Annotated in this window: 16 protein-coding genes; 10 read left to right on the forward strand and 6 right to left on the reverse strand. The window is 20.3% G+C overall.

Going from position 1 to position 20,696, the window contains the following annotated elements:
- The first annotated feature begins 2 nt into the window (after nucleotides 1-2).
- The 8 genes from sucB to lpdA all read left to right on the forward strand — a co-directional run bounded on the left by sucB (nucleotide 3) and on the right by lpdA (nucleotide 11,958).
- Nucleotides 3-1,166 carry a dihydrolipoyllysine-residue succinyltransferase gene (gene sucB / locus GJT98_RS01015; RefSeq protein ID WP_168820998.1) on the forward strand — a complete coding sequence of 388 codons (1,164 nt, stop codon included), beginning with the start codon at nucleotides 3-5 and terminating at the stop codon, nucleotides 1,164-1,166.
- Between the two features lie 101 nt (nucleotides 1,167-1,267).
- Nucleotides 1,268-2,839: a cytochrome ubiquinol oxidase subunit I gene (locus GJT98_RS01020; RefSeq protein ID WP_168821000.1), complete on the forward strand. Its 1,572-nt coding sequence runs from the start codon at nucleotides 1,268-1,270 to the stop codon at nucleotides 2,837-2,839.
- 21 nt (nucleotides 2,840-2,860) lie between these two features.
- On the forward strand, nucleotides 2,861-4,006 hold the full coding sequence (cydB, locus tag GJT98_RS01025; protein ID WP_168821002.1) for a cytochrome d ubiquinol oxidase subunit II: 1,146 nt from the start codon (nucleotides 2,861-2,863) through the stop codon (nucleotides 4,004-4,006).
- Between the two features lie 34 nt (nucleotides 4,007-4,040).
- Nucleotides 4,041-4,130, forward strand: coding sequence for a cytochrome bd oxidase small subunit, CydX/CbdX family (locus GJT98_RS01030; protein ID WP_168821004.1), 90 nt, complete (start codon nucleotides 4,041-4,043; stop codon nucleotides 4,128-4,130).
- 300 nt (nucleotides 4,131-4,430) lie between these two features.
- Nucleotides 4,431-6,350 (forward strand): DNA topoisomerase IV subunit B, encoded by a 1,920-nt coding sequence (gene parE / locus GJT98_RS01035; RefSeq protein WP_168821006.1) that lies wholly within the window; start codon nucleotides 4,431-4,433, stop codon nucleotides 6,348-6,350.
- A 202-nt stretch (nucleotides 6,351-6,552) separates the two neighbouring features.
- Entirely contained in the window at nucleotides 6,553-9,219 is a 2,667-nt protein-coding gene (aceE, locus tag GJT98_RS01040; protein ID WP_168821008.1) for a pyruvate dehydrogenase (acetyl-transferring), homodimeric type, read from the forward strand.
- 12 nt (nucleotides 9,220-9,231) lie between these two features.
- Entirely contained in the window at nucleotides 9,232-10,476 is a 1,245-nt protein-coding gene (locus tag GJT98_RS01045) for a 2-oxo acid dehydrogenase subunit E2 (protein WP_168821010.1), read from the forward strand.
- Nucleotides 10,477-10,533: 57 nt separating this feature from the next.
- The gene (gene lpdA, locus GJT98_RS01050; RefSeq protein WP_168821012.1) at nucleotides 10,534-11,958 is read left to right on the forward strand and encodes a dihydrolipoyl dehydrogenase; all 1,425 of its coding nucleotides are present in this window, start codon (nucleotides 10,534-10,536) and stop codon (nucleotides 11,956-11,958) included.
- Nucleotides 11,959-12,150: 192 nt separating this feature from the next.
- On the opposite strand, the gene dapE is transcribed toward lpdA, so the two are convergent.
- From dapE to GJT98_RS01080, 6 genes are all read right to left on the reverse strand, one after another.
- Complete coding sequence (gene dapE / locus GJT98_RS01055; RefSeq protein WP_168821014.1) at nucleotides 12,151-13,308, reverse strand: succinyl-diaminopimelate desuccinylase; 1,158 nt, start codon at nucleotides 13,306-13,308, stop codon at nucleotides 12,151-12,153.
- A gap of 57 nt (nucleotides 13,309-13,365) precedes the next feature.
- Nucleotides 13,366-15,699 carry an endopeptidase La gene (gene lon / locus GJT98_RS01060; protein ID WP_168821015.1) on the reverse strand — a complete coding sequence of 778 codons (2,334 nt, stop codon included), beginning with the start codon at nucleotides 15,697-15,699 and terminating at the stop codon, nucleotides 13,366-13,368.
- A 77-nt stretch (nucleotides 15,700-15,776) separates the two neighbouring features.
- Nucleotides 15,777-17,042, reverse strand: a complete 1,266-nt coding sequence (gene clpX / locus GJT98_RS01065; RefSeq protein WP_168821017.1) for an ATP-dependent Clp protease ATP-binding subunit ClpX — start codon at nucleotides 17,040-17,042, stop codon at nucleotides 15,777-15,779.
- A gap of 58 nt (nucleotides 17,043-17,100) precedes the next feature.
- Nucleotides 17,101-17,727 (reverse strand): ATP-dependent Clp endopeptidase proteolytic subunit ClpP, encoded by a 627-nt coding sequence (gene clpP / locus GJT98_RS01070; RefSeq protein WP_168821019.1) that lies wholly within the window; start codon nucleotides 17,725-17,727, stop codon nucleotides 17,101-17,103.
- A gap of 50 nt (nucleotides 17,728-17,777) precedes the next feature.
- A complete protein-coding gene (locus GJT98_RS01075) occupies nucleotides 17,778-18,062 on the reverse strand; it encodes a BolA family protein (protein WP_168821021.1) in 285 nt (94 codons plus the stop codon).
- 51 nt (nucleotides 18,063-18,113) lie between these two features.
- Entirely contained in the window at nucleotides 18,114-18,899 is a 786-nt protein-coding gene (locus GJT98_RS01080; RefSeq protein WP_168821023.1) for an inositol monophosphatase family protein, read from the reverse strand.
- A gap of 185 nt (nucleotides 18,900-19,084) precedes the next feature.
- On the opposite strand from GJT98_RS01080, the gene GJT98_RS01085 reads away from it, so the two are divergent.
- The gene (locus GJT98_RS01085; RefSeq protein WP_168821025.1) at nucleotides 19,085-19,660 is read left to right on the forward strand and encodes a NifU family protein; all 576 of its coding nucleotides are present in this window, start codon (nucleotides 19,085-19,087) and stop codon (nucleotides 19,658-19,660) included.
- Between the two features lie 120 nt (nucleotides 19,661-19,780).
- On the forward strand, nucleotides 19,781-20,683 hold the full coding sequence (locus GJT98_RS01090) for a homoserine O-succinyltransferase (protein WP_168821027.1): 903 nt from the start codon (nucleotides 19,781-19,783) through the stop codon (nucleotides 20,681-20,683).
- Nucleotides 20,684-20,696: the final 13 nt, after the last annotated feature.

A 20,696-nucleotide genomic window follows, 5' to 3' on the forward strand; every position in this document is an offset into this window, starting at 1 on the left:
AAATGGATAATGTTAATATTATTGTTCCTGATTTACCTGAATCAATAAATAATGCAATTATAATTAATTGGTATAAAAAACAAGGAGAAAAAGTAAAAATTGATGATATTCTCTTAGAATTAGAAACAGATAAAGTAGTATTAGAAATTCCTTCAACTATTAATGGTATTTTAGAAAAAATTTTAGTAAAACCAGGTATAAAAGTACAATCACAACAAATTATCGGTATTTTAAAAAAAACAAAAAATTTTAAAAATACAGAAAATATAATAAAAAATTCAAATTTAATTAATTCAACTAAAAATAATGATCCAAAAAAAATAATTAATCAATTAAATGATTTTAGTCCTTCTAAACGAAGAATGATAAAAAAAGATAATATTTTATTATATAAAATATCTAATTCTAATAAAAAATCTAATTTAAAAAATTTAGATAACAATAAAGAAAAAAAACAAAAAATTTTTAAAAATAATAATATTGAAAGAAAAGAAATGAGTCCAATAAGAAAATATATTTCTAAAAAATTAATGGATTCTAAAAATAATACAGTTACATTAACTACTTTTAATGAAGTAAATATGGAAAAAATTATTAATATAAAAAATAATTATAAAGATTTTATTTTTGAAAATTATAATATTAAGTTAGGTTTTACTTCTTTTCACATTAAAGCAGTTACACAAGCATTAAAATTTTTTAAAAAAATAAATGCTTTTATTGATGGAGAAGATATTATTTATAATAATTTTTATCATATTAATATTGCAATTGCAACAGAAAGAGGTTTAATAACTCCTATTATATATGATACTAATAAATTATCAATAATAGATATTGAAAAAAAAATAAAAAAATTAGTTATTAAAAGTAATCAAAATCAGTTATCTACAAAAGATTTAGTTAGTGGAACATTTACAATTACTAATGGAGGAGTTTTTGGTTCTTTAATGTCTACTCCTATTATTAATCCTCCACAAAGTGCTATATTAGGAATGCATGCTATTAAAGATAGACCTGTGGTAATAAACAAAAAAATATTCATTATGCCTATGATGTATTTAGCTTTATCATATGATCATCGTTTAATAGATGGAAAAGATGCTATAGGTTTTTTAATGCTAGTAAAAACATTATTAGAGGATCCTATACGTTTATTTTTATAAAAAATTAATAATTTATTATTATATTTTTTATAAAAATATTATTAAAATATATAAAAAAATAATAAATTTATATAAAAATTTAAATTATATAAGGATTAATAATGTTAAATGTTGTTGACCTATCAAGATTACAATTTGCATTAACAGCAATGTATCATTTTATATTTGTACCATTAACTTTAGGACTTTCTTTTTTATTAGCTATAATGGAAACAATTTATATTTTATCTAAAAATAAAATATATAGAGATATGACCAAATTTTGGGGAAAATTATTTGGTATTAATTTTGCTTTAGGTATAGTAACAGGATTGACAATGGAATTCCAATTTGGGACTAATTGGTCATATTATTCACATTATGTAGGAGATATTTTTGGTGCTCCATTAGCTATAGAAGGTTTAGTTGCTTTTTTTTTAGAATCAACTTTTGTTGGTTTATTTTTTTTAGGATGGGATCGTTTAAATAAAATACAACATATGATTGTAACATGGTTTGTTGCTATAGGCTCAAATCTTTCCGCTCTTTGGATTTTAATTGCTAATGGATGGATGCAAAATCCTATTGCATCTTATTTTAATTATCAAAATATGCGTATGGAAATGAATAATTTTTGGAATTTAATTTTTAATCCTATAGCACAAGTAAAATTTGTTCATACTGTAACAGCTGGATATACAACAGGAGCGATATTTATTATTGGAATTAGTGCTTATTACCTTTTAAAAAAAAGGGATATAGAATTTGCTAAAAAATCAATTATTATTTCTTCTTGTTTTGGTTTATTTTCTATTTTTTTTGTAATAGTTTTAGGAGATGAATCAGGATATCAATTACGAACTACACAAAAAACTAAATTAGCAGCTATTGAAGCAGAATGGGAAACACAAAAACCACCAGCATCATTTAATATGATGTGTTTACCTAATCAAAAAAAACAATTAAATAAATATTCTATAAAAATACCTTATATATTAGGCATAATTGCTACAAGATCTTCTAAATTACCTTTAATAGGTATAAAAAATTTAATTAAAAAAAATGAATTAAAAATAAAAAATGGATTAAAAGCTTTAATTGCTCTTGAAAAAATAAAAAATGGAGATTTAAAAATAAATAATATAAAAATATTTAATAAATATAAAAAATATTTAGGATATGGATTTTTAGTTAAACAATATTATCAAAATATTTATAATATAAATGATTTACAGATAAAAAATATTGCTAAAAATTCTATACCATTAATAAGTCCTTTATTTTTTTCTTTTAGAATTATGGTGTTATCTAGTTTTATTTTATTTATTATATTAATACTAGTTTTTATTTTTGCCATTATAAAAAATAATATTGAAAAAAAGAAAAATTTATTAAAAATATGTTTATATATAATTCCATTACCATGGATTGCTTCAGAAGCAGGTTGGTTTGTTTCTGAATATGGAAGACAACCATGGGCTATAAAAGATATACTACCTACATATATGGCTGGATCTTCTTTACAATTTTTAGAAGTATTATTTTCAATAATAATTATTTTTATTTTTTATACAATTTTATTATTAGTAGAATTATTTTTAATATATAAAATATCTAGAATAGGTCCTAGTATTTTAGGTACTGGTAAATATTTTTTTGAAAAAAATATTTCAAAAAAAAAATATATTAAATAAACAATTAATTAGGTTATTTTAATGTTAAATTATGAATTTTTATGTGTAATTTGGTCAATAATCATTGGTATATTAATTACAGGATTTATAATTACTGATGGATTAGATATGGGAGTTGGTATTTTATTATTTATAATAGGTAAAAATAATATTGAACGTAGAATTATGATAAATACTATCGCTCCTCATTGGGATGGTAATCAAGTATGGTTAATTACAACTGGAGGAGCTTTATTTGCAGCATGGCCTATTGTCTATGCTACTATATTTTCTCATTTTTATATAGTAATGTTATTGTTATTAATATCATTATTTTTACGTCCTGTAGGTTTTGAATATAGATCTAAAATTAAAAATAAAATTTGGCAAAAAATATGTGATATATGTATTTCAATAGGAAGTATAATACCTCCTATTATTATAGGGATAGCATTAGGTAATATATTACAAGGAATTCCATTTTATATGGATAAATATTATCATATTTATTCTGAAAAAAATTTTTTAAAATTATTTAATTTTTCTAGTATTATTATTAGTATAACAACTTTATTTTTAGTTATAAATCATGCTGCATCTTATTTACAAATAAGAATTAAAGATTATAATCTTAACTCTAGATTAAATTTAATTTTAAAATTATCTTCTATATTATTAATAATATTTTTTATATTATCATTAGTTAATATTTTATTTTTTATGAAGGGATATAAAATTAATTTATTTATTTATAAAAAAATGAATAATATTTTTTTAAAAAATAATAATATTATTTATGAAAATAAAGCATGGATGTCTAATTTTAAAAATCATATTTATTTATATATTATACCTTTAACAAGTATTGTTTTACCTTTTTTAACATTTTTATCATCTATATTTAAAAAATTCATAATAACTTTTATTTGTTCTTCTTTAACTATTATTAGTATTATCCTAACTTTAGGAATTATAATGTTTCCTTTTATTATTCCTTCAAATATCAAACCTTATCAAAGTTTAACTATTTGGAATGCAACATCAAGTAAATTAACACTAAATATAATGTTATATATAGTAATTATATTTATGCCTATTGTTTTGGCATATACTTTTTGGTGTTATAAAAAAATGTTTTTTTATATTAATAAAGAAAAAATTAAAAAGAAATCTAATTTTTATTATTAGAAAAAATTATAAAATTTAAAATGGATATAAAGAGATGTGGTATTTAATATGGTTATTAGGAATATTATTTTCTTGTATTATTACTATTTTAGTATGTTTAAAAAAAGAATATAAAAAAATATAAAAAATATTTTTTTATAAAAAAACTTAATAAGTTCTTGTCTAATATTAATACTGATTTAATATCAGGCAAGAATTTTTATAAAAAATTTTATATTAACATAATAAATAAAATTTTTTTTTGATAAATATGTTATAATAAAAAAAAATAAATTTTATTTTATAAATCATATAAAATATGTTAAAAATAAAATTAAATAATTACATTAATTTATACATAAAATAAATATTTATTAAAATTAATTGACTAAAAATGGATTTTTTTTATATTTAAAATATAATATTATTATATACTTAATAAAAAATGAACCATTTAAATCAATATAATGCTGATTCTATAGAAGTTTTAGAAGGATTAGATCCTGTAAGACGTCGACCTGGGATGTATACAGATCTTACTAGACCTAATCATTTAGCTCAAGAAGTTATAGATAATAGTGTAGACGAAGCATTAGCTGGATACGCAAAAAATATTTTTGTTACTTTACATAAAGATCAATCAATAGAAGTTATTGATGATGGTAGAGGCATGCCTACTGATATACATTCTCAAGAAGGTATACCAGCTATTGAACTTATTTTATGTCGTTTACATGCAGGAGGAAAATTTTCTAATAAAAATTATAATTTTTCAGGAGGATTGCATGGTGTAGGTATTTCTGTAGTTAATGCTTTATCAAAAAGAATGGAAGTAAGTGTTTTTCGTAAAAATAAAATTTATACAATAATTTTTGAAAATGGATATAAAATTCAAAATCTTAAAATTAATAAAAATATAAATAATCAAATAACTGGTACAAAAATTAGATTTTGGCCTAATAAAATTTTTTTTGAACATCATACTTTTTTAGTGTCTAATTTAATAAGCTTATTAAAAGCAAAAGCAGTTTTATGCTCAGGTTTAACAGTATGTTTTAAAAATAATAATACTAAAGATAATTTTTGTTGGACTTATAAGAATGGTTTATCTGAATATTTAACAAGTTCAGTAAAAAATACTCCTACTATCCCCAGCACACCTTTTATAGGTGAATATTTTAATGATATTAAACATTTAAATTGGGCTCTTTTTTGGATACCAGAAAATAATAATCATATTATTACTGAAAGTTATGTTAATTTAATTCCGACTACTTATGGAGGTACACATGTTAATGGATTACGTTTAGGATTATTAGATGCAATACGTCATTTTTGTAATTTTCATAATATATTACCTAGAAATATAAAATTATTAGGAGAAGATATTTGGGATCAATGTTCTTATGTTTTATCTATTAAAGTTCAAGATCCTCAATTTACAGGACAAACAAAAGAACGTTTATCTTCTAGGCAATGTACTATATTTGTTGCTAATATAGTAAGAGATTCTTTTATTTTATGGTTAAATCAAAATTTTAAAATTAGTGTTATTTTAATAGATATTTTTATTGCAAATGCTCAAAAACGTATTAGAGCATCTAAAAAATTTATTAAAAAAAAAAATTATAATACAAATTCAATATTACCTAGTAAACTATCTGATTGTATAATTCATGATAAAAATCAAACAGAACTCTTTTTAGTAGAAGGAGATTCTGCTGGAGGATCAGCAAAACAAGCAAGAAATAAAAATTTTCAAGCTGTTATGCCATTAAAAGGCAAAATTTTAAATACGTGGGAAATTAATTCTGAAGAAATTTTATCTTCGCAAGAAATCTATGATATTTCTTTAGCAATAGGTATTTATCCTAATAATGAAGATCTAAAAAAATTAAGATATAATAAAATATGTATTCTTGCGGATGCTGATTCAGATGGATTACATATAGCTACTTTATTATGTGCTTTATTTATAAAACATTTTTTACCATTAGTAAAAAATGGACATATTTATGTCGCTATGCCTCCTTTATATCGTATAGATTTAGGTAAAGAAATTTTTTATGCTTTAAATGAAAATGAAAAAATTAAGATTTTAAAAAAAAATTATTATATTAATAATAAAAAAAAAATTAATGTTCAAAGATTTAAAGGTTTAGGTGAAATGAATCCTACTCAATTAAGAGAAACAACTTTTAATCCAAATAGTCGTAGATTAATCCAATTAGTAATAAATAATAATGAAAAAGAAATAAATAAAACATTTTCTATTATGGATATGTTATTAGCTAAAAAAAGAGCAGAAGATCGTCGTAAATGGTTACAAAAAAAAGGTGATATTACAACAATGATAAATATTTAAAAAATTGAAATTTAAAAAAATTTTTTAAAATTTATTATAATAATTTTTATTAAAGATTATAAATAAATATAAAAATTAATAAAAATTACAATTATAAATAAAATTTGTATTTATATTTTTAAATTTAATAAAATTTTATATTATAAAATAACTAAAATTAGTTATATTATATAATTTTTTATCAAAATAAGGAATAGTTCCTATGTCAGATAACTATATATCATATAATGATGTGGATCCAATTGAAACAAGTGATTGGATAAAATCCATAGATTCTGTGATAAAAGAAGAAGGAATTGAAAGAGCAAAATTTTTATTAAAAAAAACTATAAAACATCTTAATAAGAATGGAATTATTTTTGATATACATGATAATAATTATATTAATTCTATTTCTAGAGAACAAGAACCTATATATCCTGGAGATTTAATTTTAGAAAAAAAAATAAGGTCTTTTATTAGATGGAATGCAATAATGATTATTTTAAGAGCTTCTAAAAAAAATTTAGATTTAGGTGGTCATATTGCTTCTTATCAATCATCTTCATATATTTATGAAGTTTGTTTTAATCATTTTTTTAAAGCATATAATAATAAAGAAAATGGAGATATTATTTATTTTCAAGGACATATTTCACCTGGAATATATGCTAGATCCTTTTTAGAAGGACGTATAAGTATTAATCATTTAAATAATTTTCGTCAAGAAGTATTTGGAAAGGGGTTATCATCATATCCGCATCCAAAACTTATGCCTAATTTTTGGCAATTTCCTACTGTATCTATGGGATTAGGACCAATCTCTTCAATATATCAAGCTAAATTTTTAAAATATTTAGAAAATAGAAAATTACAAAAAAATACAAATAGAAAAATTTTTGCATTTTTAGGAGATGGTGAAATGGATGAACCAGAATCTAAAGGAGTTCTAAATATAGCTTCAAGAGAAAAATTAAATAATTTAATTTTTGTAATAAATTGTAACTTACAAAGACTAGATGGTCCTGTATATGGTAATGGAAAAATTATTAATGAATTAGAAAATATTTTTTTAGGATCAGGATGGGAAGTTATTAAAGTTATCTGGGGTAATCGTTGGGAAAATTTATTATTTAAAGATAAAACTGGTAAATTAATTCAATTAATAAATAATACTTTAGATGGAGATTTTCAAAATTTTAATTCTAAAAATGGTTCTTATATCAGAAAAAATTTTTTTGGAAAATTTCCAGAAACTTTAAATCTTGTTAAAGATCTTACTGATAAAGAAATAGAACAATTAAATTATGGAGGACATGATTCAAAAAAAATTTATGCAGCTTTTAAAAAAGCTTATGAAATTAAAGACAAACCTATAGTAATATTATTTCATACAATAAAAGGTTTTGGTTTAGGTAAAATAGCTGAAAGTAAAAATATTGCTCATCAAATTAAAAAAATTGATATTAATACAATAAAATATATACGTGATAATTTAAATATTCCTATAAAGGATGAAGATTTATATAAATTACCTTATATATCTCTTAATAAAAATTCTTTAGAATATTTTTATTTACATAATCAACGTAAAAAATTAGGAGGTTATATTCCTTCTAGAAGGATAAATTTTACAGAAAAATTACTTTTACCTAATTTAGATGATTTTAAATTATTATTTAAAAAACAATATAAAATATCTACAACAATTGCATTTATACGTATATTAAATATTTTACTTAGAAATAATAATATTTCTAATAGAATAGTACCAATTATAGCTGACGAAGCACGTACATTCGGGATGGAAGGATTATTTCAACAAATAGGAATTTATAATTCAAATGGATTAAAATATACTCCACAAGATAAAGAATTACTAACATACTATAAAGAAGATATTAAAGGACAAATTTTACAAGAAGGAATAAATGAATCTGGAGCTTTTGCATCATGGTTAGCTGCTGCTACTTCTTATTCAACTAATAATTATCCTATGATTCCATTTTATATTTATTATTCTATTTTTGGTTTTCAAAGAATTGGAGATTTTTGTTGGGCAGCTGGAGATCAACAAGCAAGAGGTTTTTTAATTGGAGCTACTTCTGGACGTACTACTTTAAACGGTGAAGGATTACAGCATGAAGATGGTCATAGTCATATTCATGCTCTTACAATTCCTAATTGTATTTCCTATGATCCTACTTATGCATATGAATTAGCTGTTATTATACAGCATGGTTTAAAAAGAATGTATGGTAAAAAACAAGAAAATATATATTATTATATAACTACTATGAATGAAAATTATAATATGCCTTCTATGAATAGAAAACATGAATATGGTATTTGTAAGGGTATATATAAGATTTTTTCTATTAAAAATAATATTAAAAAGATTAATATACAATTATTAGGTTCAGGAGCAATATTACGTAATATGTTGAAAGCAGCAGATATATTACATCAAGAATATAATATTAATTCAGATATTTTTAGTGTTACTTCTTTTACTGAAATTGCTAGAGAAGGACAAGATTGTGATCATTGGAATTTATTACATCCTTTTGAAAAACGTCGTATTCCATACATTACAAGTATAATGAAAAATTATCCAACAGTAGCAGCTACAGATTATATGAAACTTTTTGCAGAACAAATTCGTAAATATATACCCACAAATAATTATTTTGTTTTAGGAACTGATGGTTTTGGACGATCTGATAGTCGTAAAAATTTACGTGATTTTTTTGAAATTAATGAATTGTATGTAGTACTTTCTGTATTAAATATATTATTAGATTTAAATCTTATTAACTTAAAAAAAATTTTATATTTTATAAAAAAATATAAAATTAATATAAATAAAAATAATCCTAGAATTTCATAATAAAGAGATAATATGTATACAAAAATAATATTTCCTGATACAGGAATAGAGGAGATGAAAATTACTGATATCTTAGTAAAAGAAGGAGATAAAATTTTAAAAGAACAACCTATTATTACAGTAGAAAGTGATAAAACATCTATTGAAATACCTGCTAACCAAAATGGTATTATTAAAAAAATTTTAATATCTATAGGTAATAAAATTCATAAAGGAGATGTAATATTAGAAATATTAAATAATGAAAAAAAAAAAATAGAATTAAAAACATTAAGAACTTCTAATATAGAAGCTAAAAAAATAAAAGTTTCTGATATTTTAATTAAAAAAAACAATATAATTAAAAAAAATAAAACTTTAGATTTAGAAACATATATACATGCTTCTCCTCTTATAAGAAAAATGGCAAGAAAATTAGAAATTAATTTAAAAAATATAAAAGCTAGTGGTTTAAAAAATAGAATTACTAAAGAAGATATATTACAATATGTAAAAAATGAAAAAAATTTTAAAAATAATGATTTTAAAACATTTTCATTAAATTATAAAAAATTTGGTTCTTGTGAAGAAATTATTTTAAATAATATACAACAAATTACTAGTAAAAACTTATCTAATAATTGGAAAAATATTCCTCATGTTACACAACATATTGAAACTGATATTACAGAATTAGAAAAATTTAGAATTAAGAAAAATAATGAATTTTATCAAAAAAAACAAAACATTAAATTAACTTTATTAAGTTTTATGATTAAAATATGTGCGCATGCTTTAAAAAAATATCCTAATTTTAATTCTTCTTTATCAAATGATAATAAAAATTTAATAATTAAAAAATATTTTAATATTGGAATTGCTGTTAATACTCCTAAAGGTTTATTTGTTCCTGTAATATTTGATGTTTTACATAAAAGTATTAATAATTTATCAGAAATATTACGTAATATTGTAAATAAGACAAAAAATAATAAACTTCATCCTAATGATATGCAAGGAGGTTGTTTTACAATATCTAATTTAGGACAATTTAAAGGTAGTTTTTTTACACCTATAATTAATGCTCCAGAAGTAGCTATTTTAGGTATATCACAATCTAGTATAAAACCTATATGGGATGGAAATAAGTTTATACCAAAACTTATATTACCATTATCATTATCTTATGATCATAGAGTAATAAATGGAGTTGAAGGTATTAATTTTTTAAATTATATTTGTACTTTAATATCTGATTTAAGAAATATTTTAATATAATTTAAAAAAAATTATATATATAATATTTAATATTTTTAATTAATAAAAGAGATTATCATGAAAAATACAATAAACACTCAAGTTGTTGTAATTGGAGGAGGACCTGCAGGATATTCTGCAGCTTTTCGTTGTAGTGATTTAGGTTTAAAAACAATAATAGTAGAAAATTATCCAAATTTAGGAGGAGTTTGTTTAAATGTAGGTTGTATACCATCTAAAACATTATTACATATAGCAAAAATTATTAAAGAAAATCAAAATTTTTTTAAAAAAGGAATTTTTAATAATAAAATTGAAATAAATATTAATAATATTATTAAATTAAAAAAAAATATTATTAATAAATTAACTAATGGATTAAAGTTTCTTGCAAAAAATCGTAATGTAGATATTATAAATGGAATGAGTTTTTTTGAAACAGAAAATTGTTTAAATGTTATTAATAAAAAAAATATTCAAATTTTATTTGAAAATGCAATAATAGCAACTGGATCTAAACCAGTAAAATTACCATTTATTCCCTATGAAGATAATAGAATATGGAATTCTACAGATGCTTTACTTTTAGAAAAAATTCCTAAAAAAATGATGATTTTAGGAAGTGGAATTATTGGTTTAGAAATGGCAACAATATATCAAGCTTTTGGTTCTGATATAGATATAATAGATATTTCAGATAACTTTTTACCAGAAGTTGATAATGATATTATTAATGTTTATAAAAAAACTGTAAAAAATAAATTTAATTTTATACTAGGAACAAAAGTTATATCAATAGATAATAGCCAAAATTTATTACAAGTACATATGACTAATGATAATAATCGATCTATTTATTCTAAAAAATATGATATTATTCTTATTGCCATAGGAAGAAAACCTAATTCTAATTATATAAATAAAAAACTTAATAAAATTTTAATTAATAATGATGGTTTTATTAATGTAGATAATCAAATGAGAACTAATATTCCTAATATCTATGCAATAGGAGATGTTATAGGACATCCTATGCTTGCACATAAAGGGATTCATGAAGGGCATTTAGCTGCTGAAGTTATTTCAGGAAAAAATCATTATTTTGTTCCTAAAGTTATTCCATCTATTGCTTATACAAACCCAGAAATATCTTGGGTAGGAATAACAGAAAAAGATGCTATAAAAAATAATATAGATTATAAAATTTCTTCTTTTCCTTGGACAGCATTAGGAAGAGCTGTATCTTCTAATGAAGAAGATGGTTTAACTAAATTAGTTGTAGAAAAAAATTCTAATAGAATTATAGGTGGAAGTATTATTGGTTATAATGCAGGAGAATTATTAGGAGAAATAGGATTAGCTATTGAAATGGGATGTGATATAGAAGATATTGCGTTAACTATTCACGCACACCCAACTCTTTATGAGTCTATAGGAATAGCAGCTGAAATATATACAGGATCAGTAACAGATATTCTTAATAATAAAAATAATATTTTATAAGGAAAATTTATTTTAATAATACTAAAAAAATATTTATAATTTAATTATTTATAAATATTTTAATATTTAAATTAAATAGAAATTTTATTTTTAATAAAAAATTTTTAAATTATATAAAATATTTTAAAAAAAATTTATATTAAAAATAATACTAATTAAATAAATATAAAATATATAAATTTTTTAAATAATTTAAAAAAGTAAAATTTCTTTTATTATTTTATAATATATTTTATATAAAATATATAAATCATTTATATGAACACATTCATTAATTTTATGAATAGTTGAATTAATTAATCCTAATTCAACAATCTGTGCACCTGTCTTTATAATAAAACGTCCATCAGAAGTTCCTCCATTATTAATTAATGTAGGATATTTGTGATTAATAGCATAAATACTTTTTTTAACTACTTTTATTAAATTTTTTTCTAATATATTAGTATCTTTAATACTTAAAAAAGGTAACCCAGATAATTCCCATTTTATTTCATAATTAATTATATATTTTTTTACAATATTATTTAATATTTTTAATATATTTTTATAACATATTTCATTATTAAAACGAAAATTTATATATAAAATAATATTTCCTGGTATTATATTATAATTTTTTATATTTGAACTAATTTTTGTTATTTGCATACTAGTTTTAGGGAAAAAACTATTTTTTTTACTCCATTTAATTAATATTAACTCATTAAGTAATGGTATTATCATATGAATAGGATTTTTTGCTAAATGATGATAAGCAACATGACCTTGTATACCTATTATTTTTAATTGAATATTTAATGAACCTCTTCTTCCATTTTTAATGTTATCTCCAATAATTTTATTACTTGTAGGTTCACCTAATATACAAAAGTTTAAATTTTCTTTTTCTTTTAATAATTTATTAATAACTTGAATAGTTCCATTTTTTGCATTACTTTCTTCATCTGAAGTAATAAGAAAAGCTAAACGGCCATTATAATTAGGATAATTTATAATAAATTTTTTAGCCGCAAAAAACATTGCGGCTAAAGAACCTTTCATATCACAAACTCCTCTTCCATATAACATATTTTTATATATAACAGCATTAAAAGGATTAAATTTCCATTTTTTAATATCTCCAGGAGGGACTACATCTGTATGACCAGCAAAAACTAAAGTATTATGAATATTTTTATTATTATGTATTGCCCAAAAATTATTTGTATCTTGAATATTAATTAAATTAATATTAAATTTTAATTGTTTTAAAATTTTTATTAAAATATTTTGACAACCAGCATCAAAAGGACTAATAGAATGGCATTTAACAAGTTTTTTAGTTAAATTAATTATTTGTTCTAACATATAATTTTTACTTTTAATTAAAGTAATAATATTTAATAAATATTTTTTTATTAATACTTAATATGGTTTATTTTGTAAAGCTAATAATAATACTTCTTCAATATTTTTTACTGTTAAAATTTTTAAATCTGTAATAATATTTCTCGGTATATCTTCTAAATTTTTTTTATTTTGTTCTGGGATTAAAACAATATTAATTCCACCTCTATGAGCAGCTAACAATTTTTCTTTTAATCCTCCAATAGCTAAAACTTGTCCTCTTAAAGTAATTTCTCCAGTCATAGCTACATTAGCTTTTACAGGATTATTAGTTAAACTAGATACGAGAGCTGTACACATAGATATACCAGCACTAGGCCCATCTTTTGGTGTTGCTCCTTCTGGAACATGAACGTGAATATCTATATTTTTATAAAATTCAGTATTAATATTTAATTTTTTAGTTCTTGCTTTTACTACAGTTAAAGCAGTCTGTATTGATTCTTGCATAACTTCTCCTAAAGAACCTGTATATGTTAATTTTCCTTTACCTGGAATACATACAGTTTCAATAGTTAATAATTCTCCTCCAACTTCTGTCCATGCTAATCCAGTAACTTGACCGATTAAGTTTTCATTTTCTGCTTTACCATAATCAAATTTTTGTACACCTAAATAATTTTTTAAATTTAAATGATCTATTTTAATAGATGTAATATTTTTTTCTATTAGAATAGTTTTAACAGTTTTTCTACATAATGTAGATAATTCTCTTTCTAATCCTCTAACTCCTGATTCTCTAGTATAATATCTTATTATATCTATAATAGCTTTATTACTAATAAACAATTCTTGTTTTTTTAAACAATTACGATTAAATTGTTTTGGTAATAAATATTTTTTTGCTATACTTAACTTTTCATCTTCAGTATAACCTGTTATTTTAATAACTTCCATTCGATCTAAGAGAGGTAATGGTATATGTACAGAAGAATTAGAAGTAGCAACAAACATAACATTTGATAGATCATAATCTATTTCTAGATAATGATCATTAAAAGCAATATTTTGCTCTGGATCTAACACTTCTAATAATGCTGATGCAGGATCTCCTCTCATATCATATGAAATTTTATCTATTTCATCTAATAATAGTAATGGATTTTTTACTCCTGTTTTTGCCATTTTTTGGATAATTTTTCCAGGCATAGAACCAATATATGTTCTTCGATGTCCTCTTATTTCTCCTTCATCTTTTATACCTCCTAATGCTATTTTAATAAATTTACGTCCAGTTGCTCTTGCAATTGATTTTCCTAATGAAGTTTTTCCTACACCTGGTGGGCCTACTAAACATAAAATAGGACCTCTAATTTTATTAGATCTGTTTTGAACAGCTAAATATTCTAAAATATGTTCTTTTACAGATTCTAAACCAAAATGATCTTGATCTAATATTTTTTTTGCTTTACATAAATCTTTTTTTAATCTACTTTTTATATTCCATGGAATTTGTATCATCCATTCAATATATCCTCTAACAACTGTTGCTTCTGCTGACATAGGAGACATCATTTTTAATTTTCTTAATTCAGAGTATGTTTTTTCTTTTGCTTCTTTTGGCATTTTTACTAATTTTATTTTTTTTTTTAATATTTTATTTTCATCAGGATGTTCATCTATTTCTCCTAATTCTTTTTGAATAGCTTTTATTTGTTCATTTAAATAATATTCTCTTTGACTTTTTTCCATTTGTTTTTTAACTCTATTACGAATTTTTTTTTCTACTTGTAGTAAATCCATTTCAGATTCCATTATAGCCATTAAATATTCTAATCTTTCATTAACATTAGACATTTCTAGTATTAACTGTTTATTAGATAATTTTAAAGGCATATGAGCTGCTATAGTATCTGCTAATTTAGCAGCATCATCAATATTATTTAAAGAACCTAATACTTCTGGTGGAATTTTTTTATTTAATTTAGTATATCCTTCAAATTGATTAATAGCAGCTCTAATTAAAACCTCTTTTTCTTTAATTTCAAGAATAGGAGAAGATAAATACTCTATTTTAGCTGTAAAATAATTATCATTATCTGATAAAGTAGTTATATTTGCTCGATATAATCCTTCTACTAATATCTTAACAGTACCATCTGGTAATTTTAACATTTGTAAAATAGATGTAATTGTTCCAACCGTAAATAAATCATTTGTTTTAGGATCATCATTAGATGCTTCTTTTTGAGCAACTAACATAACTTTTTTATCGTTTTTCATAGCAGCTTCTAAACAACGTATAGACTTATTTCTTCCAATAAACAAAGGGATTACCATATAAGGATATACAACTACATCACGTAATGGTAAAACAGGGATTATAATATTTTCTGAATTCTCAGAATTCATAGATTTCTCTCTTTATTATTATAATACGTTAAAAATATATTTTTATATATATAACAAAAATTAATTAATATTTTTTTTTAAAAATTATTTTTTTTATATTCTATAATAGGTTCAGATAAGTTATTCATAACTTTATTATTAATTTTAACCTTATAAATATTTTTTATTGAAGGTATATCATACATTATATTTAATAATACTTTTTCTAAAATAGATCTTAAACCTCTAGCTCCAGTATTTAAAAAAATTGTTTTTTTAGCTATTGTTTTAATAGCATTATTACTAAATTCTAATTTAACATTTTCATATTCAAATAGTGTTTTATATTGTTTAATAAGAGAATTTTTAGGTTTTAATAAAATTTCTATTAATTTTTTTTCATTTAATTCATTTAATGAAACTAAAATAGGTAAACGTCCTATAAATTCTGGTATTAATCCAAATTTTATTAAATCTTCAGGGAGTACTTTTTTAAAAAATTTATATTTATTTAAATAAATATTTTTGTTTTTTTTAATTTTAGAATGAAATCCTATACTAATAGATTTGTTAATTCTATTAGAAATAATATCTTCCAGTCCATAAAAAGAACCAGCACAAATAAATAAAATATTTTTAGTGTTTATTTGAATAAATTCTTGTTGTGGATGTTTACGTCCACCTTTAGGTGGGATAGAAGCAATAGTACCTTCAATTAATTTTAATAAAGATTGCTGAACACCTTCTCCAGAAACATCTCTAGTTATAGAAACATTTTCTGATTTACGAGCAATTTTATCAATTTCATCAATATATATTATGCCATTTTGAGTTTTTTCTATATCATAATTAGCATTTTGTAGTAATTTTTGGATAATATTTTCTACATCTTCTCCTACATATCCTGCTTCTGTTAAGGTAGTTGCATCTGCAATTGCAAAAGGTATATTAAGAAAACGTGCTAATGTTTCAGCTAATAATGTTTTTCCACTTCCAGTTGGACCTAATAAGAGAATATTACTTTTTTCAAGTATATTATTTTTTTTATTATAATTATTTAATTTTTTATAATGATTATATATAGATACTGCTAATATTTTTTTAGCTTTTGATTGACTGATAATATATTTATTTAAATAATTAAAAATTTCATGTGGTGTTGGTAATTTAAAAATTTTATTATCAGATATATTTTTAAATTTATTTTCCTTTTCTTTTTGTAAAATATTATTACATAAAATAATACATCTATCACAAATAAAAATTGAATTACCTCCTGATATTAATTTATTAACTTCATTTTGTTTCTTTTTACAAAAAGAACAACATAACACTATATTTAAATTCTCCTTTTTATCTATCATTAAAACCCTCATTATTTACTAAATAAAAAAATTAATTTTATAAATTTTAATATAAATATTATTTTTTATTACAAATAATATTATCTACTAAACCATATTTTATTGCTTCTTTAGCTGATAAAAATTTATCTCTATTTGTATCTTTTTCAATAATTTCAATAGATTTACCTGTATGTAATGATATAATTTTATTTATATAATTTTTTATTCTTAAAATTTCTTGAGTTTGAATTTCTATATCTGTTATCTGTCCTTGATAACTTGCCATAGGTTGATGAATCATTATTCTAGAATTAGGTAAACAAAATCTTTTATTTTTATGACCAGAAGCTAATAAAATAGCAGCCATTGAACATGCTTGACCTATACAGAGAGTACTAACATCTGATTTTACAAATTGCATAGTGTCATAAATAGACATACCTGATGTAATTACACCTCCAGGACTATTTATATAAAGAAATATATCTTTATTAGAATCTTCAGAATCTAAAAACAAAATTTGTGCAACTATTAAATTTGCCATACTATCTTCAATAGTACCTGTTAAAAAAATAATACGTTCTTTTAAAAGTCTAGAAAAAATATCATATGATCTCTCTCCTCTTGAGGTATGTTCAATTACAATTGGTATTGTATTTATTTGATTTTTTTCAATAATTTTACTATTTTTTTTATATAACATTATTATCCTTTAATCAAAAATAATTTTATAAAATTTTATAAAATAAATTTTTAAAAATTTTTATATATTTTATTCTTTTTTTCCCATTCATTTAAAGTATAAGTATTTAATGAAAATGAATGAATATTATTTAATTTATTACCTATAATATGATATATTATTCTATGACGAGTAATTAATGATTTTTTAATAAAAATATTACTTACAATAATAATTTCTAAATGAGTTATTAAATTTGTTATTTTATTATCATGATCATGACTAATATCATTAATTTTTAAAAATATAGGTTGTAATTTAGATGTTATTCTACTTTTTATTTTTTTTATAATCATTATTATATATCCAAAATAATCAATTTTTATAATTTAAAATTAATTATTTATTTATAAAACATTTTTAATACTAGACATTACTAATTTTATAATACTAGAATTACCAGCTAATATATTTGAAGAATTTTTATAATTATAATTTCCAATAAAATCAGTTATTAAACCTCCAGATTCTTTTATTATTAATTCACCAGCAAGTAAATAATTAAAATTATTTACATTATTATTAATATAACAATCAATTTTATTTGCTGCTAAATATACTAAATCTAAAGATATAGAACCACTCATTCTAAGTAAAATTAAATTATTTTTAAATAAATTAAATAAATTAATATTATTTTTATTAAAAAAAAAATAATTAGTATTTAAAGCAAATAATAAGTTTTTCTGTTTTATATATTTATCACAACGTAATTTATATCCATTTAATTGAGCATTTTGTCCTCTTATTGCTGTAAATAAATCATTTTTTAAGGGATCATATACTAAAGAAATTTCAGTTTTTTCTTTTATACAAATAGCAATAGATATTGAAAAATGAGGTAATTTTTTTAAAAAATTCATAATTCCATCTATAGGATTTATAATCCATACAGTTTTTTTATATTTAAAAATAAAAAGATTTTCTTTACTTAAAAAAATAATATTTTTTGCATATATATTATAAAATAATTTAGTAATTATATTAATTAAATTTTGATTAATTTTTTTTATAAATATATTAATATCATAATTATAATGATTTATATTTATATTTTGTATTTCATAATTTTTAATAATAATATTACCAATATTACGTATTAGACGTATAGCAATATTAAGCATTGGACGCATATATTATTTCTCATTAATATTTATATATTATAAATTAAATAATTAAATAATAGATTTTTATCTTATATTAAAAAATCAAGATTTTAAATATATATTTTTCTAAAATTTTTTTTTAAAAAGATTGTTTTTTTAAATAAAACATATATTATTTAAAATAAATATTTAAAATAATTTTATTATTAATTATGTTACAAATTACAGAATTAGCTCAAAAATATTTTTTAAAATTATTATCTAAAAAAGATCCTAATACATGTATTAGAATAAAAGTTTTTATTAAAAATAATACCTTTAAAGGTAATGTTTCATTTTATGAAATACAAAAAATTAAAAAAAATGATATAAAATTAAATTTTAAAAAATTAGATATTTTTGTAGAAGTTAATAGTTTAAAATTTTTAGAAAATATTAAAATAGATATTATACAAAAAAATTTATCTAAACAATTAAAATTTATAATTTTAAATAAAAAAAATATAAAAATTAAAACAAATATTAGAAATTTAGAAAAAAATATTAATAAATTTTTAAAAAATATAATTAATCCTAAATTATTAAATCATGGAGGATTTATTACATTAAAAAATATAACAATAAATAATATTGTATTATTAGAGTTTCATGGTGGTTGTCAAGGGTGTTCAATGAGTAATTATACTCTTAAAAATTGGATTGAAAAAGAAATATTACATAATTTTCCAAATATAAAAGGAGTACATGATGTAACTTTACATAAAAAAAATACATTATCTTACTACTAAGTAAATAAATATATTATTTTTTATTTAAATATTTTATGTTTTTTAATAAAATATATTTACTATTTTAGTAATATCAAAAATATTTATATATTTAAATATTTAAATAAGGAATTTAAATACATGCCAATTATAGTTCCCAAAAAATTACCTGCTATTAATTTTTTAAAAAAAGAAAATATTTTTTTATTAACAAAATCTCAAAAAAATAAATTTTATGATAATAAACTTAAGATACTTTTTTTGAATTTAATGTTTAAAAAAATAGAAACAGAAAACCAAATAATTAGATTATTATCTAATTCTCCATTATTAATAGATTTTTCATTATTATGTATAAATGATAGTAAATCATCTAATAGTTTATCTATTAATCATATGAAAAAATATTATTTAAATTTAGAACAAATAAATCATAAATATTATGATGGATTAATTATTACAGGAGCTCCTTTAGGATTAATTAATTTTTCCGAAATAAGATATTGGAAAGAATTCGTAAAAATTATACTTTGGGCTAAATATCATGTAAATTCTATTTTATCTATTTGTTGGTCTGTACAAGCAATATTAAATATATTATATAATATACCTAAAAAAATTAATAAATCAAAATTATTAGGTATATTTAAACATAAAACTTTATTAAAAAATCATTTTTTAGTTCAAGGATTTGATGATTATTTTTTTGTCCCTCATTCTAGATATTCTAATTTTTCTTTTAGTTTTATAAAATATTATACTAATTTTAAAATTATTTCTGCTTCAGAAAAAGCAGGTGTATATCTTTTTTCTAGTAATAATGATAAATATATATTTATTACTGGTCATCCAGAATATGATGCATTAACAATAAATAAAGAATATTTAAATGATTTAAAAAATAAATCAAATATTGATATACCATATAATTATTATCCTTTAAATAATAAAAAATTAATACCTAAAATTAATTGGAGAAGTCATGGTAATTTATTATTTTTAAATTGGTTAAATCATTTATTTAATAAATTAAATAATATTTAAATTCTTTAAAAGG

It is taken from the genome of Enterobacteriaceae endosymbiont of Donacia sparganii (assembly GCF_012569045.1).
Taxonomy (GTDB): domain Bacteria; phylum Pseudomonadota; class Gammaproteobacteria; order Enterobacterales; family Enterobacteriaceae.

What these genes read in the sequence shown, in the direction of transcription:
- sucB (WP_168820998.1), top strand. Translation starts at nt 3, where the DNA reads ATGGATAATGTTAATATTATTGTTCCTGATTTACCTGAATCAATAAAT.
- GJT98_RS01030 (WP_168821004.1), top strand. Translation starts at nt 4,041, where the DNA reads ATGTGGTATTTAATATGGTTATTAGGAATATTATTTTCTTGTATTATT.
- GJT98_RS01090 (WP_168821027.1), top strand. Translation starts at nt 19,781, where the DNA reads ATGCCAATTATAGTTCCCAAAAAATTACCTGCTATTAATTTTTTAAAA.
- aceE (WP_168821008.1), top strand. Translation starts at nt 6,553, where the DNA reads ATGTCAGATAACTATATATCATATAATGATGTGGATCCAATTGAAACA.
- GJT98_RS01080 (WP_168821023.1), bottom strand. Translation starts at nt 18,899, where the DNA reads ATGCGTCCAATGCTTAATATTGCTATACGTCTAATACGTAATATTGGT.
- GJT98_RS01020 (WP_168821000.1), top strand. Translation starts at nt 1,268, where the DNA reads ATGTTAAATGTTGTTGACCTATCAAGATTACAATTTGCATTAACAGCA.
- cydB (WP_168821002.1), top strand. Translation starts at nt 2,861, where the DNA reads ATGTTAAATTATGAATTTTTATGTGTAATTTGGTCAATAATCATTGGT.
- clpP (WP_168821019.1), bottom strand. Translation starts at nt 17,727, where the DNA reads ATGTTATATAAAAAAAATAGTAAAATTATTGAAAAAAATCAAATAAAT.
- GJT98_RS01085 (WP_168821025.1), top strand. Translation starts at nt 19,085, where the DNA reads ATGTTACAAATTACAGAATTAGCTCAAAAATATTTTTTAAAATTATTA.
- GJT98_RS01045 (WP_168821010.1), top strand. Translation starts at nt 9,232, where the DNA reads ATGTATACAAAAATAATATTTCCTGATACAGGAATAGAGGAGATGAAA.
- parE (WP_168821006.1), top strand. Translation starts at nt 4,431, where the DNA reads ATGAACCATTTAAATCAATATAATGCTGATTCTATAGAAGTTTTAGAA.
- lon (WP_168821015.1), bottom strand. Translation starts at nt 15,699, where the DNA reads ATGAATTCTGAGAATTCAGAAAATATTATAATCCCTGTTTTACCATTA.
- GJT98_RS01075 (WP_168821021.1), bottom strand. Translation starts at nt 18,062, where the DNA reads ATGATTATAAAAAAAATAAAAAGTAGAATAACATCTAAATTACAACCT.
- lpdA (WP_168821012.1), top strand. Translation starts at nt 10,534, where the DNA reads ATGAAAAATACAATAAACACTCAAGTTGTTGTAATTGGAGGAGGACCT.
- clpX (WP_168821017.1), bottom strand. Translation starts at nt 17,042, where the DNA reads ATGATAGATAAAAAGGAGAATTTAAATATAGTGTTATGTTGTTCTTTT.
- dapE (WP_168821014.1), bottom strand. Translation starts at nt 13,308, where the DNA reads ATGTTAGAACAAATAATTAATTTAACTAAAAAACTTGTTAAATGCCAT.